General features: G+C 65.6%; 20 protein-coding genes. 7 read left to right on the top strand and 13 right to left on the bottom strand.

The features are described 5' to 3' along the window. Window positions 1-35 precede the first annotated feature (35 nt). Entirely contained in the window at window positions 36-1,037 is a 1,002-nt protein-coding gene (locus P6U25_RS00100; RefSeq protein WP_407149422.1) for an adenosine kinase, read from the top strand. A 260-nt stretch (window positions 1,038-1,297) separates the two neighbouring features. Here the strand turns inward: P6U25_RS00100 and P6U25_RS00095 are convergent, their stop codons facing one another. Both P6U25_RS00095 and P6U25_RS00090 read right to left on the bottom strand, forming a co-directional pair. After that, window positions 1,298-2,992 carry an AMP-binding protein gene (locus P6U25_RS00095; RefSeq protein WP_407149421.1) on the bottom strand — a complete coding sequence of 565 codons (1,695 nt, stop codon included), beginning with the start codon at window positions 2,990-2,992 and terminating at the stop codon, window positions 1,298-1,300. Window positions 2,993-3,206: 214 nt separating this feature from the next. Continuing rightward, window positions 3,207-4,400 carry a serine hydrolase domain-containing protein gene (locus tag P6U25_RS00090; RefSeq protein WP_407149420.1) on the bottom strand — a complete coding sequence of 398 codons (1,194 nt, stop codon included), beginning with the start codon at window positions 4,398-4,400 and terminating at the stop codon, window positions 3,207-3,209. 360 nt (window positions 4,401-4,760) lie between these two features. On the opposite strand from P6U25_RS00090, the gene P6U25_RS00085 reads away from it, so the two are divergent. Both P6U25_RS00085 and P6U25_RS00080 read left to right on the top strand, forming a co-directional pair. Next, window positions 4,761-5,081, top strand: a complete 321-nt coding sequence (locus P6U25_RS00085) for a hypothetical protein (protein ID WP_407149419.1) — start codon at window positions 4,761-4,763, stop codon at window positions 5,079-5,081. Window positions 5,082-5,347: 266 nt separating this feature from the next. After that, window positions 5,348-6,841 carry an NAD-dependent succinate-semialdehyde dehydrogenase gene (locus P6U25_RS00080; RefSeq protein WP_407149418.1) on the top strand — a complete coding sequence of 498 codons (1,494 nt, stop codon included), beginning with the start codon at window positions 5,348-5,350 and terminating at the stop codon, window positions 6,839-6,841. A gap of 103 nt (window positions 6,842-6,944) precedes the next feature. Here P6U25_RS00080 and P6U25_RS00075 read toward each other — a convergent pair whose 3' ends face one another. Both P6U25_RS00075 and P6U25_RS00070 read right to left on the bottom strand, forming a co-directional pair. After that, a complete protein-coding gene (locus P6U25_RS00075) occupies window positions 6,945-7,859 on the bottom strand; it encodes a phosphoribosylaminoimidazolesuccinocarboxamide synthase (RefSeq protein WP_407149417.1) in 915 nt (304 codons plus the stop codon). 84 nt (window positions 7,860-7,943) lie between these two features. After that, window positions 7,944-8,861 (bottom strand): pirin family protein, encoded by a 918-nt coding sequence (locus P6U25_RS00070; protein ID WP_407149416.1) that lies wholly within the window; start codon window positions 8,859-8,861, stop codon window positions 7,944-7,946. Window positions 8,862-8,999: 138 nt separating this feature from the next. Between P6U25_RS00070 and P6U25_RS00065 the strand changes: the two genes are divergently transcribed. The 3 genes from P6U25_RS00065 (at window position 9,000) to P6U25_RS00055 (ending at window position 12,516) form a co-directional block, all read left to right on the top strand. Further along, the gene (locus P6U25_RS00065; RefSeq protein WP_407149415.1) at window positions 9,000-9,575 is read left to right on the top strand and encodes a GNAT family N-acetyltransferase; all 576 of its coding nucleotides are present in this window, start codon (window positions 9,000-9,002) and stop codon (window positions 9,573-9,575) included. A 55-nt stretch (window positions 9,576-9,630) separates the two neighbouring features. Continuing rightward, window positions 9,631-10,707: a helix-turn-helix domain-containing protein gene (locus P6U25_RS00060; protein WP_407149414.1), complete on the top strand. Its 1,077-nt coding sequence runs from the start codon at window positions 9,631-9,633 to the stop codon at window positions 10,705-10,707. Between the two features lie 384 nt (window positions 10,708-11,091). Continuing rightward, window positions 11,092-12,516: a serine hydrolase domain-containing protein gene (locus tag P6U25_RS00055; protein ID WP_407149413.1), complete on the top strand. Its 1,425-nt coding sequence runs from the start codon at window positions 11,092-11,094 to the stop codon at window positions 12,514-12,516. A 329-nt stretch (window positions 12,517-12,845) separates the two neighbouring features. On the opposite strand, the gene P6U25_RS00050 is transcribed toward P6U25_RS00055, so the two are convergent. After that, a complete protein-coding gene (locus P6U25_RS00050) occupies window positions 12,846-14,216 on the bottom strand; it encodes an MmgE/PrpD family protein (RefSeq protein WP_407149412.1) in 1,371 nt (456 codons plus the stop codon). Between the two features lie 134 nt (window positions 14,217-14,350). On the opposite strand from P6U25_RS00050, the gene P6U25_RS00045 reads away from it, so the two are divergent. Continuing rightward, on the top strand, window positions 14,351-15,466 hold the full coding sequence (locus P6U25_RS00045) for an FUSC family protein (RefSeq protein ID WP_407149411.1): 1,116 nt from the start codon (window positions 14,351-14,353) through the stop codon (window positions 15,464-15,466). A 105-nt stretch (window positions 15,467-15,571) separates the two neighbouring features. Here P6U25_RS00045 and P6U25_RS00040 read toward each other — a convergent pair whose 3' ends face one another. The 8 genes from P6U25_RS00040 to dnaA form a co-directional block, all read right to left on the bottom strand. Then, a complete protein-coding gene (locus P6U25_RS00040; RefSeq protein WP_407149410.1) occupies window positions 15,572-16,045 on the bottom strand; it encodes a DUF2867 domain-containing protein in 474 nt (157 codons plus the stop codon). Continuing rightward, a complete protein-coding gene (locus P6U25_RS00035) occupies window positions 16,042-17,460 on the bottom strand; it encodes an MATE family efflux transporter (RefSeq protein ID WP_407149409.1) in 1,419 nt (472 codons plus the stop codon). Before P6U25_RS00035 ends, P6U25_RS00040 begins: the two co-directional genes overlap by 4 nt. Window positions 17,461-17,517: 57 nt before the next feature. Further along, entirely contained in the window at window positions 17,518-18,810 is a 1,293-nt protein-coding gene (murA, locus tag P6U25_RS00030; RefSeq protein ID WP_407149408.1) for a UDP-N-acetylglucosamine 1-carboxyvinyltransferase, read from the bottom strand. 16 nt (window positions 18,811-18,826) lie between these two features. Further along, window positions 18,827-21,262 carry a DNA topoisomerase (ATP-hydrolyzing) subunit B gene (gene gyrB, locus P6U25_RS00025; RefSeq protein WP_407149407.1) on the bottom strand — a complete coding sequence of 812 codons (2,436 nt, stop codon included), beginning with the start codon at window positions 21,260-21,262 and terminating at the stop codon, window positions 18,827-18,829. A gap of 230 nt (window positions 21,263-21,492) precedes the next feature. After that, complete coding sequence (recF, locus tag P6U25_RS00020) at window positions 21,493-22,632, bottom strand: DNA replication/repair protein RecF (RefSeq protein ID WP_407149406.1); 1,140 nt, start codon at window positions 22,630-22,632, stop codon at window positions 21,493-21,495. 47 nt (window positions 22,633-22,679) lie between these two features. Continuing rightward, window positions 22,680-22,967: a GIY-YIG nuclease family protein gene (locus P6U25_RS00015; RefSeq protein WP_407149405.1), complete on the bottom strand. Its 288-nt coding sequence runs from the start codon at window positions 22,965-22,967 to the stop codon at window positions 22,680-22,682. A 48-nt stretch (window positions 22,968-23,015) separates the two neighbouring features. Beyond that, the gene (gene dnaN / locus P6U25_RS00010; RefSeq protein ID WP_407149404.1) at window positions 23,016-24,134 is read right to left on the bottom strand and encodes a DNA polymerase III subunit beta; all 1,119 of its coding nucleotides are present in this window, start codon (window positions 24,132-24,134) and stop codon (window positions 23,016-23,018) included. Window positions 24,135-24,373: 239 nt separating this feature from the next. Then, complete coding sequence (gene dnaA / locus P6U25_RS00005; RefSeq protein ID WP_407149403.1) at window positions 24,374-25,804, bottom strand: chromosomal replication initiator protein DnaA; 1,431 nt, start codon at window positions 25,802-25,804, stop codon at window positions 24,374-24,376.

Genomic DNA, 25,804 nt, shown 5'->3' with positions numbered 1-25,804 from the left:
GCAGCCTTCTTGGATGGCCGAAACAGGGCAGGTCAATGGCTGACGCAAAATATGACGTTCTCGGGATCGGCAACGCGATCTTTGACGTGCTGGTGCAGACCGACGAGGCATTCCTCGCCCGTCACGGCATGACCAAGGGCTCGATGCAACTGATCGACGAAGCCTGCGCCACCGCGATCTACAGCGACATGGGCCAGGCGACCGAGATGTCGGGCGGCTCCGCTGCCAACACCATCGTCGGCGTCGGCAATCTCGGCGCGCGCGCGGCCTATGTCGGCAAGGTCAAGGACGACCAAATCGGCGAGCTCTACATCCACGACATCCGCGCCGCCGGCGTGGCCTTCGACACCAGGCCGGCCACGGCCGGGCCCGCCACCGGCTGCTCCTACATCCTGGTGACGCCGGACGGCGAGCGCACCATGAACACCTATCTCGGTGCGGCGCAGGACCTGACGCCGGACGACATCGATCCGGCACAGATCGAAGCGGCAAGCATCATCTATCTCGAGGGCTATCTCTGGGATCCGAAGAACGCCAAGGAGGCCTTCGTCAAGGCGGCGACGATCGCGCATGGCGCGGGCCGCCAGGTCGCGCTGACGCTGTCGGATTCGTTCTGCGTCGATCGCTATCGCGACGAGTTCCTCGAGCTGATGCGCAAGGGCACGGTGGACCTCGTGTTCGCCAACGAGGCTGAGCTGCACTCGCTGTACCAGACCTCGGACTTCGACACGGCGTTGCAGCAGTTCGGCAAGGACATCAAGCTCGGCGTCGTCACCCGCAGCGAGAAGGGCTGCGTCGTGGTGTCGAAGGATGGCGTCACCGCAGCACCGGCCTATCCGATCGACCGGCTGGTCGACACCACCGGCGCCGGCGACCTGTTCGCCGCCGGCTTCCTGGTCGGTCTCGTGCGCAACGCCGGCTATGAAAATGCCGGCCGGCTCGGCGCGCTCGCCGCCGCCGAAGTGATCCAGCACATCGGCGCGCGCCCGCTGGTGTCGCTGAAGGAGCTGGCACAGCAGAAGGGCTTGTTGGTGTAGGGGCTCATCGTCCTTCGCCTCTTCCGCTCGCGGGTAGGGCAATCGATTTGGGAGAAAAGCACTCTGCGGCCATCCTTCGAGACGCCCACCTTTGGCGGGCTCCTCAGGATGAGGTCTTGTTTTGCGGCACACTAGTAGACCCTCATGGTGAGGAGCGCCGCTTGCGGCGCGTCTCGAACCACTAGGCCGAGTATGTGCGCAGCCGCCCAAGGCGGCCTATGCGATAGCCCCGCCCGCAAGCGGGGAGGGAGACGAAAGGCTCACGCCGTCTTCGCGGCCTTCAGCCCGAGCCGCGCCTCGACCGTCTCGCGCATCACGAACTTCTGGATCTTGCCGGTCACCGTCATCGGGAATTCGTCGACGAACTCGACGTAGCGCGGAATCTTGTTGTGGGCGATCTGGCCCTGGCAGAAGGCGCGCACTTCGTCCGCGGTGAGCGTCTCGCCGGCCCGCACGCGAACCCAGGCGCACAGCTCCTCGCCATAGCGGTCGTCGGCGACGCCGAAGATCTGCACATCCTGGATCTTCGGATGGCGGTAGAGAAATTCCTCGATCTCTCTTGGATAGAGGTTCTCGCCGCCGCGGATCACCATGTCCTTGATGCGGCCGACGATGTTGCAATAACCCTCGTCGTCGATCACCGCGAGATCACCGGTGTGCATCCAGCCGCTGGCGTCGAGCACCTCCGATGTCTTCTCCTTCTCGTCCCAGTAGCCGAGCATGACGCTGTAGCCGCGGGTGCATAGCTCGCCGCGTTCGCCGCGCGGCACCACCTTGCCATCGAGATCGACGATCTTGACCTCGACATGCGGAAGGATGCGTCCGACGGTCGAGACGCGGCGCTCCAGCGGATCGTCGGTCGCGCTCTGGAAGCTCACCGGGCTGGTCTCGGTCATGCCGTAGGCGATCGTCACCTCGCGCATGTTCATCTCGGTGTTGACGCGCTTCATCACCTCGATCGGGCAGGGCGCGCCGGCCATGATGCCGGTGCGCAGCGACGACAGATCGAAGCGCGAGAACTCGGGATGATCGAGCTCGGCGATGAACATGGTCGGCACGCCGTACACCGCGGTACACTTCTCCTGCGCAAGGGTCGTCAGCGTCGCCAGCGGATCGAATCCTTCGCCAGGATAGACCATGGTGGTGCCGAGCGTGACGGCAGCAAGGCTGCCCATCACCATGCCGAAGCAGTGATAGAGCGGCACGGGGATGCAGAGGCGATCCTGCTCGGTCAGGCGCATGGCGCGGCCGACGAAGTAGCCGTTGTTGAGGATGTTGTGGTGGGTCAGCGTCACGCCCTTGGGCGAGCCGGTGGTGCCGCTGGTGAACTGGATGTTGACGGGATCGTCGAATTGCAGGCTCTCGGCCAGCGCCGCGAGCTGTTCGCGATGGCGCGGTCCGCCCATGCGGGCCACCTCCTCGAATGGGATCGCGCCTGATGCAGCCGGGCCGCCGATCTGGATCACCGCGCGCAACTTCGGCAACCGTGCCGATTGCAGCCGGCCGGGCTCGGAGCGCGCGAGCTCGGGCAGCAGCGTGTTTAGCATCTCCATATAGGCCGAGGTCTTGAATGCCGTCGCCGTCACGATGGCGGCGCATCCGACCTTGCCAAGCGCGAATTCGAGCTCGGTCAGGCGATAGGCCGGATTGATGGTGACGAGGATCAGCCCAGCCTTCGCCGCGGCAAATTGCGTCAGCGCCCATTCCGGCCGGTTCAGCGACCAGATGCCGATCCGCTCGCCGCGCTCCAGCCCGAGGGCGAGGAAGCCCGCGGCCAGCGCCTCGACACGCTCGGCGAATTCGTTCCAGGTCCAGCGCACATTGTGGCTGGGGGAGACCAGCGCCTCCCGGTTGCCCCAGCGCTCGCGTGCGCGGTCGAGGCTGCGGCCGATGGTTTCGCCGAGCAGCGGCGTATCGGAAACGCCGCAAACATAACTGTCCGCCCTTGGTGCCAAGACTGTCCTCCTCCAGATCGCGGTTCACGTCGCGTTTTGCGCGATCTTAGACTCTTGGCGCCGCCCGGACACGCCCGACCTATGGCGGGTATTGAAAGATTTCTCTTCGCGTTTGGGCATTCGATCGAAAACGGGCGGCGGGTTCCGCTTCACCTCTCCCCGTAAGAACGGGGAGAGGGAGGAGGCTCCGCTGCGGGAGCTCTTCAAGCCGGCCTCAAGCCGCCTTCTGCCCGCTATCGACATCGAGCCCGGCATAGATGCCGCTCTCGAAGCCCGCGAAGGCTTCCAGGCAGTGCTTGTCGGCGAACGGCAGCACCTGCATCAAGATCACGCCGCAGACATCGCGCTCCGGGTCGATCCAGTAATAGGTGTTGGCGAGGCCCGCCCAGGCGAGGCTGCCGGCGCTGCGGCCTTCCGGCGTCTTGGCGGTGTTGATGAGGAAGCTCAAGCCCCACTTCTTCACCATGTCGGGATAGAGGTCGACATCGTTGGTGTACGGCGGCGCCGCCGTCGTCATCTTGCCGACGGTGAGATCGCCCATCTGGTTCTGCGCCATCATCGCAACGGTCTCGGGCTTCAGGAGCTGGTTGCCGTTGCCTTTGCCCTTGTTGAGGATCATCTGGCAGAACTTGATGTAGTCGGCCGCGGTCGAATACAGCCCGCCGCCACCCATGTGGAATTCCGGATTCTGCTCGAGCTCGAACGGCATCGCCGCCAGCGCTCCGTCCTCACCCCGCGCGTGCATGCCGACCAGCCGCTTGCGCATATTGTCCGTGATCTTGAAGGCGGTGTCGCTCATGCCGAGCGGCGCGAACATATTGTCATGCAAGTATGCATCGAGCTTCTTGCCCGATGCAGCTTCCACGGCCTTGCCGACGAAGTCGATATTGATGCCGTATTCCCAGCGCGTGCCCGGATCGCTCGCGAGCGGCGTCTTCAGCGCGGCATTCAGGCAGGAGATGATCCCGGGCGTGCCGGTCTTCTCCAGATATTTCCCCATGTCAGCGTTCCACAGATCGTAGCAGAAGCCGGCGGTGTGGGTCATGAGCTTGCGCAGCGTGATCGGCCCCTTGGCCGGCCGCAGCTTCGGCTCGCCGTTGGCGTCGAAGCCTTCCAGGACTTGCGGTGCGGCGAGGTCGGGCAGCAGCTTGCCGATCGGCTCATCGAGCGACAGCTTGCCCTGCTCGACGAGCTGCATCGCGCCCGCTGATGTCACGGCCTTGGTCATCGAGGCGATCCAGAACACGCTGTCGGTGGTCATGGCATCGTCCTTGGACAGGTCGCGTTTACCGAACGCGCCCTGATAGATCACGTCGCTGCCGGTTGCCGCGACCGCGACAACACCGGGTATCTCCTTTGCGTCGCTCTTCTGACGCAGAAGCTGATCGATCTGAGCCTTGCCTTGCATTGGGATGTTCCTCCGGTGGGTTATTGTTTTGGAGTGCCGGGATCATCCTCCCGCTTTTGGACCCCTGCAAGGCGGGCGCGCGGCCATGACGTCGCGATCTCGTGATGGTCGCCAGGTGGGAGCCGCCTTGCGCGGGCGCTACACGAAATCACGTTCAGCACGCGCGGAGATATTGTGGCGGCCGTTGCTGCAACCTTGGCGACCGGTCGCAGCGCGCCCCACGGCAACGTGATCGCGAGGCAGATTTCCCTTTCCGATTTTTTGCATTAACGCATTCACATCGCTGTACAAACAGCGCGGACTGTATCGTTGATTTGAGGAAAAAATGGTCGTGATTTTCAAGTTTGCGGGGACGCGATAATGATTTCGACGTGGAGTGAATGGAAGCGCTATCCGCGGCCCGGCCGTGGTGAGAATATCGAGGCGCCGATCAGCCCCGGCCTCTATGAAGTCCGCTACGCAGCTACCGGTGCACTGCACTCGTTCGAGGCGGTCGATAATGTCGCGCAGGCGTTGTCGCTGTTGCAGGCCGGCTCGAAATCCTGGTTTGGCCGGCGCGATACCAAGGCGCAGGCCGATCTCGAATATCGCACCTGCGCAACCTCGACCAAGGCGGCTGCCAAGGCTGCGGCCCAGCGCATGATCGGCCGTCGTGAGACCTATATGAGCGGCGCGGCGTGAGCTCCCACGAGTTGTCATTCCGGGGCGCATCAAAGATGCGAACCCGGAATCTCGAGATTCCCCGGTGCGCAATTGCGCATCTGAGGTCTGGTCCTTCGGACCATCCCGGAATGACGAGCAACAGCCTCAAATGAGCGCGAACTCAGCACCGCATTTGCGCATAAGCAGAGCCGCGTCGCGGACAATGCATTGCGGTGCATTTCGACCTATATAGACGGCGAATCCCCTCCGGACATTGACCCTCCAGGACCTTGAGGAGTAACGCCATGACCCCGCCCGTTGCCGCACGCGCTTCGCAATCCGCAGCATCCCTTCGCGACCGGCTGAAGGATCCGTCGCTGCTGCGCGACCGCTGCTATATCGATGGCGCCTGGGTCGGTACGCCGGAGTTTGCGGTCAACAATCCGGCCACCGGCGCGGAACTGATCAAGATCCCGCAGCTCAGCGCGGCCGATGCGACCAAGGCGGTCGAGGCCGCCGAGCGCGCATTTCCAGCCTGGGCCAAGCTGACCGCCAAGCAGCGCTCCAATATCTTGCGCAAGTGGTTCGACCTGATCGTCGCCAATCGCGAGGATCTCGCGCTGATCCTGACCTCCGAGCAGGGCAAGCCGCTGGCCGAAGCTCTTGGCGAGGTCGATATCGGCGCGGCCTATGTCGAATTCTTCGCCGAGGAGGCGCGTCGCGTCTATGGCGAGACCATTCCGACGCAACGGCCGGACGCCCGATTGCTGGCGATCAGGCAGCCGATCGGCGTTTGCGGCGCGATCACACCGTGGAATTTCCCGAACTCGATGATCACGCGCAAGGTGTCGCCGGCGTTGGCCGCGGGCTGCACGGTGGTGCTGAAGCCCGCCAACGAGACGCCGCTGTCCGCGCTCGCGCTTGCCGCGCTGGCCGAGAAGGCCGGCGTGCCGAAGGGCGTATTCAACATCATCACCGGCGACGCGCCGCCGATCGGCAAGGTGCTGTGCGAGCATCCAGCGGTGCGCTTTGTCGGCTTCACCGGCTCGACCGAGGTTGGCAAGATCCTCTACCGGCAGGCGTCGGTCGGCGTGAAGAAGCTCGGCCTCGAGCTCGGCGGCAACGCGCCCTTCGTGGTGTTCGACGATGCCGATATCGACGCCGCCGTCGAGGGCGCGATCGTTTCCAAGTACCGCAACATGGGCCAGACCTGCGTCTGCGCCAATCGGCTCTACGCGCAGGACAAGATCTACGACGAGTTCGTGCAGAAGCTGTCGAAGAAGGTCGCCGAGATGAAGATCGGCGACGGCACGGAAGCCGGCGTGGTGCAGGGGCCGCTTATCAACATGGAAGCGGTCGAGAAGGTCGAGCGGCACATCGCGGACGCGGTGAAGGGCGGCGCCACCATCGTGACCGGCGGCAAGCGCGCCGCGCTCGGCCGTAGCTTCTTCGAGCCGACCGTGCTGTCGGGCGTGAAGCCGGACGCGCTGGTGGCGCGTGAGGAAACCTTCGGGCCGCTCGCGCCGGTGATCCGCTTCAAGGACGAGGCCGACGTGATCGCGATGTGCAACGCCTCGCCGTTCGGTCTCGCCTCCTACTTCTATTCGCGCGACATCGGCCGCGTCTGGCGCGTCGCCGAGGCGCTGGAGTCCGGCATGGTCGGCGTCAACTCCGGCCTGATCACCACCGAAGTCGCTCCCTTCGGCGGCGTGAAGGAAAGCGGGCTCGGCCGCGAAGGCTCTCGTCACGGCATGGAAGAGTATGTCGAGATCAAATACGTGATGATGGCCGGCGTCTGATGCACAAGTCGGCAGCATGCCGGCCTGACGTCATCGCAGCATCTAACTCAGGTGCGCAATTGCGCGCCTGAGGTCCGGTCCTGCGGACCGCCCCAGCAATCACCTAAGCCTTCAGCTCGCTCCCCGTCACGCGCTTGTAAGCTTCGAGGTAGCGCTTGCTGGTGGCATCCACCACGCTTGCAGGCAGCGGCGGCGCGGGGGCGTCGCCGTTCCAGCGGCCGGCGCGGCGCTCGGCGTCGAGATAGTCGCGCAGCGGCTGCTTGTCGAAGCTCGGCTGCGGCTGGCCGGGCTTGTAGGCGTCGACCGCCCAGAAGCGCGAAGAGTCCGGCGTCATCACCTCGTCGATCAGGATGACGCGGCCGTCCTTGTCGCGGCCGAACTCGAATTTGGTATCCGCGATGATGATGCCGCGGGCGCGGCTGGTCGTCTCGCCGTAGCCGTAGACGTCGCGCGCCATCTTCTCCAGCGTCGCCGCAACCTCGCTCCCCACGATCTCGCGCACCTTCGCCACCGTGATGTTCTCGTCATGGCCGGCCTCGGCCTTGGTTGCCGGGCTGAAGATCGCGGGTTCGAGCTTCTGGTTCTCGACCAGGCCCGCCGGCAGCTTCTCGCCCGCGAGCGTGCCGTGCGCGGCGTATTCCTTCCAGGCCGAGCCGGAGATGTAGCCGCGGATCACGCATTCGATCGGAAACACGGTCGTGCGCTTGCACAGCATCGCGCGGCCCAGGATGTCGGCGCGATGGTTCTTCAGCGCGGGCACCGCGCGGATGATCTCGTCGGCATCGGCGCTGATCATGTGGTGCGGCACAGTGCCTTCGAGCTGCCGGAACCACCAGGCGCTGATCTGGGTCAGCACCGCGCCTTTCATCGGGATGGTCTCCGCCATCACCACGTCGAACGCCGAGATGCGGTCGGTGGTGAGCAGCAGCACGCGGTCGTCACCGACGGCATAGATATCACGCACTTTGCCGCGGCCGATCCGGGGCAGAGGCAAATCGCTGGAGAGCATCGCGGTCATGGGTGTGAGCTTTCTAGGCGTGGTCTTCTTTGAGGCAGCACGCCCGCGCATCGCGCGGGCGTGGGGATGACCTCAGGAGATAGCTCACTCCGGCAGCGGAATGAACTCGTGTTCCTGCGGAACCGGCGCGAAGCGGCCGGTTTTCCAGTCCTGTTTGGCCTGCTCGATCCGCTCCTTCGAGGAGGAAACGAAATTCCACCAGATGTGGCGCGGCCCCTCCAGTGCGTCGCCGCCCAGGAACATCATGCGGGTCGGCTGCAGTGTCTTTACCGTGATGCGGTCGCCGGGCCGGAAGATCAGCAGCCGCGGCCCCTCGTAGCGCTCGTTCGCGATCTCGACCTCGCCGTCGACAAGGTAGATCGCGCGCTCCTCATGATCGGGATCGAGCGGCACCGACGTGCCGGCGTTCGCCGTCACCTCGGTGTAGAACCACGGCGAGACCATGTTGACCGGCGAGGTGATGCCGAATGCCGAGCCGGCGATGATGCGCGCGTTGAAGTCGCGCTCCGAGATCATCGGCAGATCGCCGGCGGCATAATGCTGGAACGACGGCGCGATCTCCTCCTTAGCCGCAGGCAGCGCGATCCAGCTCTGCAGGCCCAGCATCTTCTGGCCGTCGCGGCGCTGTACGTCCGGTGTGCGCTCGGAATGCGCGATGCCGCGGCCGGCGGTCATCAGGTTCATCGCACCGGGCTGGATCTCCTGGACATTGCCCTCGCTGTCGCGATGCATGATGCTGCCGTCAAACAGGTAGGTGACGGTGGCGAGCCCGATATGCGGATGCGGCCGCACGTCCATGCCCTTGCCGGCGAGATACTGCACCGGCCCGAAATGATCGAAGAAGATGAAGGGTCCGACCATCTGCCGCTTGCCGTGCGGCAACGCGCGGCGCACGGCAAAGCCGTCGCCGAGATCGCGGGTGCGCGGCACGATGACGAGATCCAGCGCGTCGCAGGTCTTGGGATCGCCGAGCATAGGGTCGAGGTCGGGAAGCCAGCTCATGGAAAAACTCCTTCTCTGGTACGGCGATCGTAACAGGATTTGATCGCCGCGTCGCGCCGATCGCGGCGCGGTCATGATGGTCTATTTGCTTGTCACGTGCGATATCGGCGAGAGCAATCTTGGAAACTGGGGTGAGCGATGGTTTCTCTGTTCAAGCCCGGTGTGAAGCTGTTGCAGGTCGATGGTCCCGTGATCGAGACCGCGCGCCTGATCCTGCGGCCGTGGCGCGCGTCCGATATCGCGGCGAACACGCGGATGTTGTCCGATCCCGAAACGGCGCGCTTCATCACGCCCAACCACAAGCCGGTGACGTCGGAAACCAATGGCTGGCGCAACGCGGCCGTGATTGCCGGGCACTGGGCGCTGCACGGCTTCGGCATGTTCGCGGTCGAGGAAAAGTCCTCCGCCCGCTACATCGGCCGCGTCGGCCCTTACTATCCGCCGGGCTGGCCCGGCTTCGAGGTCGGCTGGGGCATCGCCAGGGAGTATCGCGGCCAGGGCTATGCCGTGGAGGCGGCGCGCGCCGCGATCGACTGGGTGTTCGCCAGCTTCACGATCGATCGCATCATCCATTGCATCGATCCGGTCAACGTAGCCTCGCAGGCCGTGGCACGGCGGCTCGGAGCCGTGAACGAGGGGCCGGGCGAGCTCGAAGACGAGATCGTCGATATCTGGGTGACGACACGCGAACACTGGCGCCGCGATCCGGCTTGAAAAACTTCGGCCAAGCGACGATTGTTCGGCTCATCCCTGGAGATCACCTCGACCAATGACGTTGGCCGCCTTTGAACTCTGCCTGCGCAGCGCCACCGTGGCGCTGCTGCTGGTGCTTGCGGCCTTGCTATTCTCGGATTTCCGCAAAGTCCTCGCCGGGCGGCTCGCCATTGCCTTTGCGCTCGGCTCGGCGGCGCATGCGGTCACCGCTTCGATCGGTGCCGCGCCATTGCAGAGCTCGGCCTGGCCTGCCCCGCTGATCGCGTTGTCGACCGGCAATATCGTGGTGTTCTGGCTGCTCACGCGGGCACTGTTCGATGATGCGTTCGCCCTGCGCCCCTGGCACGGCCTGATCTGGGCGGCGGTATCGGCGTTCAGCCTGGTCAACTGCCTCTGGATCGCGCCTGGTGGCCATGCGCCGGCCGCGATCGTTACGATCAATCTCATTGTGCTCGGCTTCATTACGCTGGCGGTGGTGCAGACGTTTGCGTCGTGGTCGGCGGACCTCGTCGAGCGCCGGCGCCGCGTGCGTGTCTTCATCGTCGCGGCCGCGGCGCTTTATGGCGGGCTGAACGCGCTGTTGCAGATCGCGATCGCCGGCAGCGGTGTCGCCGCGGACTGGGCCAACGCGATCAACGCCGCCGTGCTGGCGGGTATCGTGGCGGCGATCGCTTACGCAATGATGCGCGTCGATGCTGCCGATCTGTTTGCCGCAGCGGTGGAGGCGTTCACAGCCAACGCGCCGCCGGCTGCGGTGGAGGACGCGGCCGACCAGAAGCTGGTCGACGCCCTGATGCGGCTGATGGCGGACGAGCGCATCTACCGCCACGACAACATCACCATCGGCACGCTGGCGAACCGGCTGAAGATCCCCGAACACCGGCTGCGGCGGCTGATCAACCAGCGGCTCGGCTACCGCAACTTCAACGTCTTCCTCAACAATCATCGGATCGAGGAAGCCAAGGCCGCGCTCGCCGATCCGGAGCAGGCCGAAGTCCCCGTCATCACCATCGCCATGGACGCCGGCTTCCAATCGCTCGGCCCCTTCAACCGCGCCTTCAAGGCGACCACCGGTGTGACGCCGACCGAATACCGGCGGCTGAGGGTGCAGCCTTCACCCGGACCTGCGTAAGGGGAGGCACTGGCGGCAGGGTTCCCTCCCCCCTTGTGGGGGAGGGTTAGGGAGAGGGGTGCCACACGACGCGCTCTCTCAAACGACCAACAACAATGCGAAGGCAATTTGCGACGACGATGCTCGCATCCACTGTTTCGCCCCGGGGCTTACCCCTCTCCCCAGCCCTCCCCCCACAAGGGGGGAGGGAGCCTGAGCGCCGAGCTCGCCTCACGAAGGAGGCGTGCAGCTTGCGGCCACGCGCATTGTAATCACTCCATAATTCCAGAATCGGCCAGCCGTCGCCAACTTCCGGCCAGCCCGATTTCCAAATCCGGCGAGCGTGTCCGTGCCCGCTACTGCCTGATCCCGGCCACGCGCCCATCGCGCCATGCGGAGGATCACGTGACCCGTCGAAAGCTCATTCTCACCCTTGCCGGCGCCACCGCGCTCGGTGCGCTGGCCTTCTCCGCCGCGCGCGCCCGCGACGTGCCCGATGTCGCGACCGGGTTTGTCGCCAACGTGCTCTGCTCCGAAACCTTCGTGACCGGGCTCGAGCCGGCGCGGATTTTCTCCGAGACCACGGAGGCGATGCCGGGGTCGAGCCTGATCACCTGGGCGATGGACTACCAGGTCGACCGCGTCAGCAAGGATGTCACCGTGACGCTGTTCGGCCTCGGCCGCAGCCATGCGGTCTATCGCGAAGGGCTCGGCTGCACCCTCGATCATGGCGATGCATTCGCCGACGGGCCGCTGTCGCCCGCGGCGCCGCAAGCCGCATCGCTGCCCGAGATCGCCGGGCCTTCCGTCGTGGCGCCGCAGAGCCCGCAGCTTGCGGCCGCGCTGGACCGTGCCTTCGCTGAGCCCGCCGAGCCGCCGTTCCGCCACACCCGCGCGATCGTCGTGCTGAAGGACGGCCGCGTCATCGCCGAGCGCTACGCCGACGGCGTCGGCATCGATACGCCGCTGCTCGGCTTCTCCGCGACCAAGTCGGTGATCTCGGCGCTGACGGGAATCCTGGTCCGCGACCACAAGCTGTCGCTGGATCATCCGGTCCCGATCGCGGCCTGGCATCCTGACGATCCGCGACATGCGATTACGGTCGATCAGCTTTTGCGTCACACTGCGGGGCTCGCGCTCGGCAGCTCGTTGCAGACCTCGCTGGCATCGGCGCTCGAGCCGGTCAACCGGATGAAGTTCGTGGAATCGGACATGGCCCGTTATGCCGAAAGCATTCCGCTCGCGAGCGTGCCTGGGCAAGTCTGGAATTATCACGACGGCAATTTCGTTATTCTCTCGCATCTGATCCGCAACGCGGCCGGCGGCCATGCTGCCGATGTCATGCGCTTTGCGCGCCGCGAGCTGTTCGGCCCGCTCGGCATGCGCAACGTGGTTCTCGAGTTCGACAGTGCGGGGACGCCGGAAGGATCGAGCCAGATGCTTGCCAGCGCGCGCGACTGGGCGCGCTTCGGCCAGCTCTATCTCGACGACGGCATGGCCGGCGGCAAGCGCATCCTGCCCGAAGGCTGGGTGACATACTCCGCGTCGCCGACGCCGAATGCATGGGTCGGCTATGGCGCCGGCTTTTGGACCGATCGCGGCGACAGCTTCGGCGCCTCCTATCGCGTCGCGCACGGTTGGCCGCGCGATGCCTTCTTCGCCAAGGGCACGATCGGGCAGTATGTGATCGTCGTGCCGTCGGAGCATCTCGTCATCGTTCGCCTCGGCCGCTCGCCGAATGCACCGCCAGAGGCGGACGGCGTGTTCGATCTGGTGCACGACGTCGTTGCAGCGACGTCCGGCAAGGCGAAGCTCGCGGGACAGGATTGAACGCACCGCCTGCGACAAGTTAACTCGACAGGTAAATTTCCGCTTCGCGATTCACCCAACTCAGCGGTCTAATGCGCGCCATCTCACCCGCCTGAGGGGCGACGAAAACCTCGGACGCAACGCGCCGCGAGAACACGAATGCACATCCTGTCCGTTGTCATGCCCCGTGAAGGCGAGGCATCCAGTACGCCGCGGCCTCTCGGCTCAAGCACCGCGTCTCTGGAATACTGGATCACCCGCCTTCGCGGGTGATGACACCGCCTGTTTGACATCTTCAGCCTAAGGGCTTCTCCGGGGGCATTCCGACCTTCGCCCTGGCAGCGGATGTGTTACTGCCGCCCCAACTGCGTCGCCTTCTCGACGCGATCGAACCGCTCCAGCGTCAGGATCGCGTCGGCGAGCTGCTCGGCGCGCTTGTCGAGCACCGGGCGGGCCAGCGTCAAAAACTTCTGCTGCATCGCCTGCGCGTCGGGGAACGAGGTCGGCTCGCCGGACGGATCGGCGTAGAGGCGCTCATGGGTGCCGTCGTCGGTGGTGATCGAGACGCGGGCGCCGAACGGGTGGGTGCGGCCGATCTCCAGGCGGTCGTCCTGCACCACAGCGAACTTGTCGGCGAGCGCGTCGATCGCCGCATCACCGAGCCGGTCATAGTCGTCCCAGCCGAAGCTGCCCTGGTCGAGCGCAATGGCGCCGGTGAAGAACATCGAGAACTGGCCGCCGACGATCGAGGTCGGGTGCCGCTTGGTGGCGGCGTCGCCGGTCAGGGTGATGCCGTTGCGGTGCAGGCCGATCTCCACCTTCCTGACCTGGTCCGGGGTCAGATTGTGCTCGCGCCGCATCGCGATCAGCGCGTCGATCGCGGCATGGGTGTAGCGGCAGCTCGGATACGGCTTCACGCCGATCTTCATGGTCTCGTAGGTGCGGCCGAGGCCGGCGACCGCCTTGTCCGGATGGGCGTTGTCGCTGTAGCCGACCAAAAGGCCGTGCTTGCCCTCGACCGAGTCGGTCGAGCCGATGAAGTCGTTGCGCGCCAGTGTCGCGGCGATCACGCCGTTCATCGCGGCGGCGCCGACCTGGTAGCGCTTGTTCCAGGCGCCGTTGACCAGGAACTGGAGCGAGCCGGCGGCCTGGCTGCCGGACACGCCGAACGCCGAGATGATCTGCTCCTTCGACAGGCCAAACAGCTTGGCGGCCGCCGCCGCGGCGCCATAGGTGCCGGCGGTCGCGGTCGGGTGAAACCCCTTGGCATAATGCGAGGTCGGGTCGAGTGCGTTGCCAAGCCGGCAGCACACCTCATAGCCCGCGACGATCGCGGTCAGCACGTCGCGGCCGGAGGCGCCGACCATCTCGCCGACCGCGAATGCCGCCGGGACCACCGGCGCGCTCGGATGCAGCGAGGAATCGGCATGGGTGTCGTCGAAGTCGAGCGAATGGCCGAGTGCACCGTTGAGCAATGCTGCGACCGCTGGGGTCCAGGTCTTGGTGTCGCCGAACACGGTGGCCTCGCCCTTGCCGTCGAGCGCCAGCGCTTCCAGCATCTTCATCAGCGACGGCGTCGATTCCGCATCGCGGCGGGCACGGATGATGCTGCCGAGGAAGTCCAGCGTCAGTACCTTGGCGCGCTCCAACACCTCCGGAGGGATGTCGGAATATTTCAGCTCGGCGACATAGGCGGCAAGCGTTGCGGTTTCGTGGGCCATCGTGTTTCCTCAATCTTGCGGCGCAAGGGTAGGCGGCGCGGTTCGGGCTTTCAAGCCGCCTCGCAGCCCCAGGGCAGCAGCCATGCTCGAAGTCACTTAACACGAACGTTGGGATTGATTCCGGATCGCCGTGCATGAGGACCTTCGCAAAACGCATGTTCGACCGGCTTTGGGCCCGCAAGACGCAGTTGGCGCTGGCGGTGCGGATCGCGGCCGCCGGGGTGGCAGCCTATGCGATCGCGGCTGCATTGCATCTCCTGCTGCCGTTGTGGGCGGTGCTGACCTCGCTGATCGTCACCCAGATGAGTGTCGGCCGCTCGCTGAAGGCGACGCGCGACTACATGCTCGGCACCATCGGCGGCGCCATCTATGGCGGCGCGATCGCGGTGCTGATTCCCCATAGCGGCGAGGGCAGCCTGCTGGCGCTGCTGGTGCTCGCGATCGTGCCGCTCGCCTTCATCGCCTCGCTCAATCCGAGCCTGAACTCGGCGACGGTAACGGCCGTGATCGTGCTGTTGCTTCCCACCATGCACCAATCCAACCCGCTGGACTCCGCGATCGACCGCGTCGTCGAGGTCACGGTCGGAGCGCTGACCGGGCTTGCGGTGTCGTTCCTGGTGCTGCCGTCGCGCGCGGTGAGCCAGATCCGGGTCAATGCATCGAAGCTGCTGGAGCTGCTCGCGGCGGCGTTCGCCGAACTGCTCGCAGGCCTGACGCGCGGTCTCGACAATGACGCATTGCACCGGATCCAGGACGGAATCGGCGTTGCGGTGACCAATCTGCAGGCGACTGGCCTGGAGGCCGAGCGCGAGCGCACCATGCATCTGTCGTCGGGGCCGGAGACCGGGCCGCTGCTACGGACGATGCAGCGGCTGCGGCACGACGTCGTGATGATCGGGCGCGCCAGCGTCGTGCCGCTACCGGCGGAAATCCAGGCGCGGCTGGCGCGGCCGTTGGCGGAGGTGAGCGACGCGATCGTCAGCTACATGAAAGCGGTCGCGAGCTCCTTGCGCGCCGGCCGTGGCTCGGCCGACATGGCGGCGGTCGAGGCTGCGCTACAGGCCTACAGCGCCGCGGTCGCCGCGCTGCGCCGGGATGGCATGATCCGCGGCCTGCCGGTCGACGCCGTGGAGCGGTTTTTCGCGCTCGGCTTCTCGCTGGAGCAGATGCGACAGAACCTGACCGACCTCAAGCGCTGCCACGGCAATTGGTGCGCGAGCCAGGACACCCAGGAGAAAAGCGCGCAATGACTTCGTATCATGGCTCGCGGCGAGTGAGGCTCTTGCCCTCCAGGCGCCAGAGCCGGGAGGTCGACACCAACCGAACGAGAAGCAGAGGTCGAGGGATGTCTCGAGTTAGGCTCCGATCTTGCGCAACATCGCCGGCACGATCAGGCGGTGGAACGGCATGATCACCGCGAGATAGGTGCGCCCGAGCCAATTGTGGGTGAGCACCAGCGTGGTTGCCGTGACACTGCGCGCAGCGCCTGCCGCTGCGACGTCGACGACGAGCCGGAAATCGAGGTGCTTGTCGTTGAACCCGGCGACCAGCCGGTCCGGCGTCTCGCTCACGACCGGGAATATTCCGATCATGTCCCGTGCCACGCCATCTGCCGCACCCGACGTCTTCAGGCCAAGCGGCGCGACCAGGATGTTGCGCAGAGCGATCAGCAGCTCGATCCAGCGTGGCTGCCGCGTCACCATCGCCTCGGCCGCATGCCGCGCATCCAGATCGGGATGCGTGGTCGCGATCTGGAACGCGTCGATGAACTGCGCGCCCGCGAGCAGCGTAGCGGAATCCACGTTCGGCGTGACCTCGGCGACCTTCATTTGAGCAGTCTGCGTGCCAGCAGGCGGAAACGCAAGATCAGGAGGGTCGCATAGACAGCGGTCCCGAGCGACAGCCCGATCCAGACGCCGGTCGCGCCGAGCTCGGCCCAAAACGCGAGGGCATAGGCCGACGCGAACCCGACCAGCCAGTAGCTGATGGTGGCGAACAGGAGCGGCACCTGGGTGTCGTTCATGCCGCGCAGCGCACCGGCGGTGGTGGTCTGGACGCCGTCGGCGATGAAGAAGGTCGCGCCGATCAGAAGCAGCATCGCGGTGAGCTGGGCGGTGGCGTCGGTGGCCTCGCCGAGAAAGATCGTCGCGATTTCGAAGCGCGCCAGGATCACCGCGAGCGTCATGACGCTCATGAAGGTGCCGCTGAGCGCGACCGCGACATAGCCCGCACGGCGCAATCCGTCCGGATCGCGACGGCCGACCGCGTGGCCGACCCGCACCGTTGCCGCCATGCCGACGCCGAACGGGACCATGAACAGGATCGCGGCGATCTGCAGCGCGATCTGGTGTGCCGCAAGCGCCGTGGTGCTGATCAGCCCCATCAGGAGGCCGGCGGCGCCGAACATGCCGTATTCTAGCAGGAATGACAGCGAGATCGGCGTGCCGATCGCCACCAGCTTGCCCATCAGCGGCCAGTCGATCCGCCAGATCCGGCTGAACACATGGTATTTCCGGAACGGCCGGCGGCGCACGGCGAACCACACGCCGGCGAGGAACATCCCGAGGTTGACGGTGGTTGTGGCCAGCCCCGCGCCGAACAGGCCCAATTCGGGCATGCCCCATTTGCCGTAGAGCAACAGGTAGACCAGCAGCGCGTTGGCCGGGATCGCGGCCAGTGTGACCCACAGCACCGGCTCGGGCCGGTTCACCGCGCTCATGAAGCCGCGCAGCGCGATGAACCACAGCGCCGGCAGGATGCCCCAGGCGAGCCCGAACAGATAGTGCTGGGCCAGATGCGCGGCCGCCGGCGCCTGGCCGAGCGCGAGCAAGATGCTCTCGCCGTGGAAGGGCAGGAACATCAGCGGCAGCGCCATGAACAGCGCTGCCCACATGCCGACACGCAGCGCGCGCCGCATCACATGCGGATCACGCGCCCCGAACGCCTGCGCCGCCAGCGGGGAGACCGCCGAGACCAGCCCCATGCCGAAGGTAAAGCTGACAAAGAACACGGTGTGCGCCAGCGCGGCGGCCGCCACGGCCTCGCTGCCCAGACGTCCGATGAAGGCGAGATCGGTCGACATCATCGCGATCTGGCCGAGCTGCGTCAGCGCAAGCGGCACCGCCAGCTTGAGCGTTTCCGAGAACTCGGCCGCAAGCAGGTTGCTCGGGACGGCAAGTGCCGCCCTGGAGACGGCGACGGCCGCGTGCGGCGCGGCCGGTTCGATCTTGTCGATGCAGGTCATGGCGGAACGCTTAGCACGGCAAGCGGGCCAAAAGGATGGCCAGGCTGCCGCAGCAGGTCACGATCGCGCGGGAATCCGCTTGATCCGGGCGCCGAGCGCGTTCAGCCGCTCCTCGATCCGCTCATAGCCGCGCTCGATCTGGACGGCGTTGTTGATGGTCGATGTCCCCTCGGCGCAGATCGCGGCGAGCAGCATCGCCATGCCGGCGCGGATGTCGGGCGAGGTGATCGGGGCGCCGCGCAGCCGGCTCGGACCCGCGACAATTGCGCGATGCGGATCGCACAGCACGATCCGTCCACCCATCGCGATCAGCATGTCGACGAAGAACATCCGGGATTCGAACATCTTCTCGTGCATCAGGATGACGCCGTCGCACTGGGTCGCGGTGACGATCGCGATCGACATCAGGTCCGCCGGGAACGCCGGCCAGGGCTGGTCCTCGAGCTTCGGCACGTGGCCGCCGAAATCGTCGTGGATCTTCATGGTCTGGCCGGACGGCACGATGAGATCGTCGCCCTCGACGCCGCAGACGATGCCGAGTCGCTCGAAGCCCATCCGGATCGAGCGCAGATGCTCGACGCCGGCGCGCGCGATCCGCAGCGGCGATCGCGTCACCGCGGCGAGCCCGATCAGCGATCCGACCTCGATATGGTCGGGCTGGATCGCGTAGGTGGCGCTGCCGAGCGTCGCCGGCCCGTGCACGATGATGGTGTTGGTGCCGATGCCCTCGATCTTGGCGCCAAGCGCGACCAGGAAATGCGCGAGGTCCTGCACATGCGGCTCGGAAGCCGCGTTGCGCAGATAGGTGGTGCCGCGGGCGGCCACGGCGGCCACCAGCGCGTTCTCGGTGGCAGTGACGCTGGGCTCGTCGAGGAACACGTCGGCGCCCTTCAGCCGCGAGGCGCGGAACTCGAGCCGGTGCGTCGCGGTGACGGAGGCGCCGAGCTGCTCGAAGGCGAGGAAATGCGTGTCGAGGCGGCGGCGGCCGATCACATCACCGCCGGGCGGCGGCAATGCCACCTCGCCGCAGCGGGCCAGCAAGGGACCGGCGAGCAGGATCGAGGCGCGGATGCTCGCGCATAGCTCCGGATCGAGGTCGGCGGCGCGGATCTCCTTGGCGTGAATATGGAGCGTGTTGCGGTCGGTCCATTCGGCGGCAGCGCCAACCGACCGGCACAGCTCGACCAGCGTTTCGGTGTCGCGGATGCGCGGAACGTTGGTCAGCGTGACCGGGTGCTCGGTGAGCAGCGCCGCGGCGATGATCGGCAGCGCGGAGTTCTTGTTGCCGGACGGCTCAATGGTGCCGGAGAGCCGGCGGCCGCCCTCTACAATGTATTGAATTGGCGGCACGCGGAAACAGGCTCCCTCAGATGTCGATGTTGGCGCTGAGCGAATTGTCCTGGATGAACTCGCGGCGCGGTTCTACCACGTCGCCCATCAGTTTGGTGAAGATATCGTCGGCCTCGTCGACCTCCTTGACCTTCACCTGCAGCAGCGAACGCGCCTCGACGTCGAGCGTGGTTTCCCAGAGCTGGTCCGGGTTCATCTCGCCGAGACCTTTATAGCGTTGCAGCGTCACGCCCTTGCGCGCGGCGTCGGTCACAGCCTCGAACAGGTCGACCGGGCCGTGGATGGCTTGCTCGGTATCCTTGCGGCGGAGCTTGCCCGCACGCACATAAATCTCTTGCAGCTCCTTGGCATATTCGTCGAGCTTTCGCGCATCCGCCGAGCCAAGGAACGCGGCGTCGATGATCGCCACTTCCTTGACGCCGCGTATCGTGCGCTCGAATTGGAAACCCTGACCTTCGATGAAGTCACCGATCCAGCCGCGCTCGACTTCTTCAGCCAATGCGTCCAGCCGCTTGGCGATGTAGTCAGCAGCCGATTTGGCGGTCTCGATATCGCGGGTGATCTTCGGGTTCAGCACGCCTGCGATTGCGGCTTGCTCGATCACCGCGCGATTGTATCTGCTATGCAGATTGCGCAGCACCGAGCGGATGACGCGAGCGTCTTCAATCAGCGACAACAGGTCGCGGCCAGAGCGGTCGTCACCGGAGGCCGGCTTGAACACGCATTCGTCGAGCCCGGTCGAGATCAGATAGTCCTCGAGCGCACGCTCGTCCTTCAGGTATTGCTCGGACTTGCCGCGCGAGACCTTATAGAGCGGCGGCTGCGCGATATAGAGATAGCCGCCGTCGATGATGTCGCGCATCTGCCGGTAGAAGAAGGTCAACAGCAGCGTGCGGATGTGGGCGCCGTCGACGTCGGCGTCGGTCATCACGATAATCTTGTGATAGCGCAGCTTGTCGATCGAGAAATCGTCGCTGATGCCGGTGCCGAGCGCAGTGATCAGCGTGCCGATCTGCTCGCTCGACAGCATCTTGTCGGGGCGGACCCGCTCGACGTTGAGAATCTTGCCACGCAGCGGCAGCACCGCCTGGAACTCGCGGTTGCGGCCCTGCTTGGCGCTGCCGCCGGCCGAGTCGCCCTCGACGATGAACAGTTCGGATTTCGCCGGATCCTTTTCCTGGCAGTCGGCGAGCTTGCCGGGCAGCGAGGAGACACTGAGCGGGCTCTTGCGCGTCAATTCGCGCGCCTTGCGGGCGGCCTCGCGCGCGGCGGCGGCCTGGATCACCTTGCCGACGATTTCCTTGGCTTCCTTCGGATTCTCCTCGAACCAGGCCGCGAGCGCCTCGTTCAGGACGTTCTCGACCACCGGTCGCACTTCCGAGGACACCAGCTTGTCCTTGGTCTGCGAGGAGAACTTCGGATCGGGCACCTTCACCGACAGCACCGCGGTGAGGCCTTCGCGGCAATCGTCGCCGGTCAGCGCGATCTTTTCCTTCTTCGCATTGGCGTCAGCATAGCCGTTGACCTGGCGCGTCAGCGCGCCGCGGAAGCCGGCCAGATGGGTGCCGCCGTCACGCTGCGGGATGTTGTTGGTGAAGCACAGCACGTTCTCGTGGTAGCTGTCGTTCCACCACAGCGCCGCCTCGACACCGATGCCGTTGGCTTCCGAGCGCACCATGATCGGCGCCGGCACGATCGCCTTCTTGTTGCGGTCGAGATATTTGACGAATTCCTCGACGCCGCCGGAATAATGCATCTCCTCGCGCTTCTCGACCGCATGGCGCATGTCGGAGAGCACGATGTTGACGCCGGAGTTGAGGAAGGCGAGCTCGCGCAGGCGGTGCTCGAGCGTCGCGAAATCATACTCGATGTTCTTGAAGGTCTCGACCGAGGCGAGGAATGTGACTTCGGTGCCGCGTTTGCCCGGTGCTTCGCCGACCACGCGGAGCGGTGCGACGGCATCGCCGTGGGCGAACTCGATGTAATGCTCCTTGCCGTCGCGCCAGATACGCAGCGCAAGCTTGCTGGACAGAGCGTTGACCACGGAGACGCCGACGCCGTGCAGACCGCCGGAGACCTTGTAGGAATTCTGGTCGAACTTTCCGCCGGCATGGAGCTGGGTCATGATGACCTCGGCCGCCGAGACGCCTTCGCCCTTGTGGATGTCGACCGGAATGCCGCGCCCATCGTCGTACACGGTCACCGAATTGTCGGCGTTGAGGGTGACCAGGACGCGGCTGGCATGGCCCGCCAGCGCCTCGTCGATCGCGTTGTCGACGACCTCGTAGACCATGTGATGCAGGCCGGACCCGTCATCGGTGTCGCCGATATACATGCCGGGCCGCTTGCGTACGGCATCGAGCCCCTTCAGCACCCGGATCGATTCCGCACCGTATTCGACGGAAATGGGATGCTCAGATTCGGCAGGGGTCTGCCGGGCAGGTTCTGTCATGTGAGGCCTTCGAGGAATGTCCCGAATCAGCGGCGCAATGTGGGGCGCTGATTACGCTATTTGTGCCATGAAAGAAGCATTGCGCCTAGCGCAAAGTCTCCATCTGCAAGTTACTGAATAAATAGGATTTTTTGATGCTCTTTCAAGCCCGTTCAGAGCCGATTCCGAAGGCTCTGAAAAGCCCGATTCGGAGGCGGATTTCGGTGCTCCGCGGAGGCCGATTCGAGGCCTCAGCCGCGGCGGGTGGCGCGGCCGGATTCGACGTCGAAGATCTCGCCGGTCGGGCCGATGTCGACGAAGGCTAACGGATCGGCGCCGGTCATCCAGACCTGCGCGCCGAGCTTGGCGAGCTCGTCGAACAGTGCCTTGCGCCGGTTGGGATCGAGATGCGCGACGACCTCGTCGAGCAGCAGCAGCGGCACGATGCCGGTCATCTCCGCGACCATCGTCGCGTGCGCCAGCACCAGCCCGATCAAGAGCGCCTTCTGCTCGCCGGTCGAGGCGTCGCGCGCCGGCATGCTCTTTGGCGCGTAGACCACCTGCAGATCCGTCAGATGCGGGCCATCGAGCGTGCGTCCGGCGGCGGCGTCTCGCGGGCGGTTGGCGCGCAACATCTCGCGGTAGCGGTCCTCCACCGCGGTCGCAGGCTCCTGCAGCAGCGCATTCTCCATCCAGCCGTCAAGCGCGATCTCGGCCGAGGGGAAGGCCGACGCCGCCCCGCGCTCGCGCAGCATCACGGCGAGCTTCGCCGCGGTCTGGCCGCGCGATGCGGCAACCGCGACCGCAAGTTCGGCGGTCTCGCGTTCGATCGCATCACACCAATGGTCGTCGTAGTTGCGCACCTCGAGCAGCCGGTTGCGCGAGCGCAGCGAGCGCTCCAGCGCCGAGACACGGCTGGAATGTTCGGAATCGATCGCGAGCACCAGGCGATCGAAGAAGCGCCGGCGTTCGGACGCCGCGCCCATGAACAGGCCGTCCATCGCCGGCGTCAGCCACACGATGCGCAGATGATCGCCGAAAGCGGTCGCGGAACTCACCGGCTCGCGATCGATCCGGCAGCGCCGGCTGGTGGAGCTGCCGTCGCCGCCAGGTGCATCGATCCCGGTGCCGAGCGTTGCGAGCCCAAGTGCGCCCTCGACCTCCGCCGACACCGCCCAGGAACCATTGCCCTGGTTGTCGGCGATGTCCTCCAGCGTGGCGCGGCGCAGGCCGCGGCCGGGCGACAGGAGCGAGATCGCCTCCAGGCAATTGGTCTTGCCGGCGCCGTTCGGCCCGACCAGCACCACCATGTCGCCCCGCGCAGCCAACGTCGCCGCCCGGTAATTGCGGAAATGCGTCAGCGACAGGCGATGAATGCGGGACGGGGTCATGTGTACTCTGTCATTGCCGGGCTTGACCCGGCAATCCATCGTCCGCCTCAGCGGACAATTTCATCATATAGATCTCGCCACCCGGGATTGCCCGCAACAATCAGATCAATCTTCCACTCACGAGACCAGTGTTTGATATTTTTCTCGCGTTGAAGTGCGGCAGCGATCGTTTCGTGTACTTCAAAGTAAACGAGCGTCTTGACGCCGTACTTCTTTGTAAAGCCCTCAGCCAGACCTTCGCGGTGCTCGTAGATGCGCCGGATCAGATTGTTGGTCACGCCGACATACAGGGTTCCGCCGGGCTTGCTAGCGAGGATGTACACCCAATAGGTCATCTTATGTGATGGATGGCCGGGTCAAGCCCGGCCATGACGAGAGATGAATCACACCCGCATCGGCATCAGCACGTAGAGCGCGCCCTTGTTGTCGCGGTCCTGCACCAGGGTCGGCGAGCCGGGATCGGCGAGCTTCAGCACCGCCACCTCGCCCTCGATCTGGGCGGCGATGTCGAGCAGATAGCGCGAGTTGAAGCCGATATCGAGTGCGTCGGAAGCGTATTCGACCTCGAGCTCTTCGGTCGCACTGCCGGAGTCCGGGTTGGTGACCGAGAGCACCAGCTTGCCGGCGGAGAGCGCGAGCTTCACAGCGCGGCCGCGCTCGCTGGAAATGGTCGAGACGCGGTCGACGGCGGCCTCGAAATCCTTCTTGTCGACGACGAGTTCCTTGTCGTTGTTCTGCGGAATGACGCGGCCGTAGTCCGGGAAGGTGCCATCGATCAGCTTCGAGGTCAGCACCACATTGCCGAGCGAGAAGCGGATCTTGCCCTGCGACAGCTCGATTGAGATCTCGGCCTCGCCGTCCTCGATCAGCCGCTGCACTTCGCCCACGGTCTTGCGGGGCACGATTACGCCGGGCATGCCGGCCGCGCCGTTGGGCAGCGCGAGGTCGATCTGCGCCAGGCGGTGGCCGTCGGTGGCGACGCCGCGCAGGGTCGCGGCCTTGGCGCTGCCGGCCGAGTGCAGATAGATGCCGTTGAGGTAGTAGCGGGTCTCCTCGGTCGAGATCGCAAACTGGGTGCGGTCGATCAGGCGCTTGATGTCGGAGGCCGGCAGCGAGAACGAGTGCGTCATGTCGCCGGCGGCGAGATCGGGGAAATCGCTTTCGGGCAGCGTCTGCAACGTGAAGCGCGAGCGCCCGGCGCGCACCGCCAGCACCGAGCGGTCGCCGTCGGCTTCCAGCACGATCTGCGAGCCGTCGGGCAGCTTGCGGACGATGTCGTAGAACATGTGCGCCGGCACGGTGGTCGAGCCGGCGGTTCCGGTCTCGGCGGCCAGCGTTTCCGTCACCTCGAGGTCGAGGTCGGTCGCCTTCAGGGACAACTTGGCGCCCTCGGCGCGGATCAGCACGTTGCCGAGGATCGGGATGGTGTTGCGGCGCTCGACCACGCGATGAACGTGACCCAGCGATTTCAGGAGTTGCGCGCGCTCGACGGTGACCTTCATTGCAATACCCGCCAAATCCCTCAGATGGAAAAGCCGGGCGGCCGTTCATGGCAGCGCCGCGGCATTGGAAACCCGAAAAGCCGGATCAATGTCGGATTTGATCAAACCCACGGGGGGACCGCAAGGTGGCGCGGATGGCGGGCCGACGCAAGGGAAACGGCGCCCGTTCCCCACGTTTTGGGTCACAAAAGCCTCGCCCTGTCGCCGCAAGACGGGAGGGCGAGGCGCGGGATGCAGGCCTATTCCTGCAACTGGCGCTTCAGCGATTCGACCTCTTCGGAGAGCGCCGTATCCTTGGCCACCAGTGCCTCGATCTTGCGCACGGCGTGCAGCACGGTGGTGTGATCGCGGCCGCCGAAGCGCCGGCCGATCTCGGGCAGCGAGCGCAAGGTCAGCGTCTTCGCCAGATACATCGCGACTTGGCGCGGACGCACCACATTGGCGGTGCGGCGGGACGACAGGAGGTCGGAGCGGCTGACATTGTATTGCCGGGCGACCACGCGCTGGATGTCCTCGATCTTGATCCGCTTCGGTTCCTGCGGGCGGATCAGGTCCCGCACCTCCCGCTCGGCCATCTCCAGCGTCACCGGCTGGTTGTTGAGCTTGGAGTGTGCCAGCAGGCGGTTGATCGCGCCTTCGAGATCGCGACCATTGTGGGTGATGGTGCGCGCCAGATAGTCGAGCACCTCGTCCGGCACGTCAAAGCTCGCGTGGTGTACGCGGGCCGCGGCGACGCGCGACTTGAGGATGCCGAGGCGCAGCTCTTCGCCAAGCGAAGCCATCTCGACCACCAGGCCGCCGGCGAGTCGCGAGCGCACGCGGTCGTCAAGGCTTTCCAGATCCGATGGTGGACGGTCGGCTGCGATCACCACCTGGCGGCCGGCGTCGATCAGCGCGTTCAGCGTGTGACAGAACTCGGCCTGGGTCGACTTGCCCTGCAGGAATTGCAGGTCGTCGATCACCAGCACGTCGATGCCACGCAGCGCCTCTTTGAAGGCAAGCGCTGTCTGCGTCTTCAGCGCGGCGACGAAGCCGTACATGAATTTCTCGGCAGTGAGATACAGCACCTTGCGCTCGCTGCCGGAATTGCCGGCCCACGTCACCGCCTGCAAGAGATGGGTTTTGCCGAGGCCGACGCCGGCGTGAATGTAGAGCGGGTTGAACATCACGGGATCGCCGCGGCGGCCCTCCGCGACCTGCCGCGCGGCGGCGTGTGCCAGCGTGTTGGAGCGGCCGACGACGAAGCTTGCGAAGGTCAGGCGCGGATCGAGCGGCGAGCCGCCGAGCGCATCATGGTTTGCGGACACCGGCGCGGTCGCAACCGAGCGCAGTTCGGGCGAGGGGCGGCCGTCGGAGCGTTCGACACGACGCACCTCGACCGGCGCGACCGTCTCCTTGACCGGCGCCGCAGCGCGGATCGCAGAGCGCACAGTGAGGTCAATGCGATGCACTTCGGGCATCTCGGCCTGCCAGCAGGTCAGCACGCGGTCGGCGTAGTGCGCCTGAATCCAGCTCTTCAGGAACCGGGTCGGAACCGACAGGTGCACGCTCTCGTCCTGGACACCTTCCAGATCCATCCGCGCGAACCAGCTCGTATAGACGTCCTCGCCGACGCTCGTCCGCAACCGCCCCTTCACCCGCGACCAGCGTTCCTGTTCCGTGTTTGTCAT

It is taken from the genome of Bradyrhizobium sp. ORS 86 (genome assembly GCF_045571475.1).
GTDB lineage: Bacteria > Pseudomonadota > Alphaproteobacteria > Rhizobiales > Xanthobacteraceae > Bradyrhizobium.
Note: the sequence above shows the minus strand (reverse complement) of the source record. Positions and strands in the feature narration are given on the sequence as shown.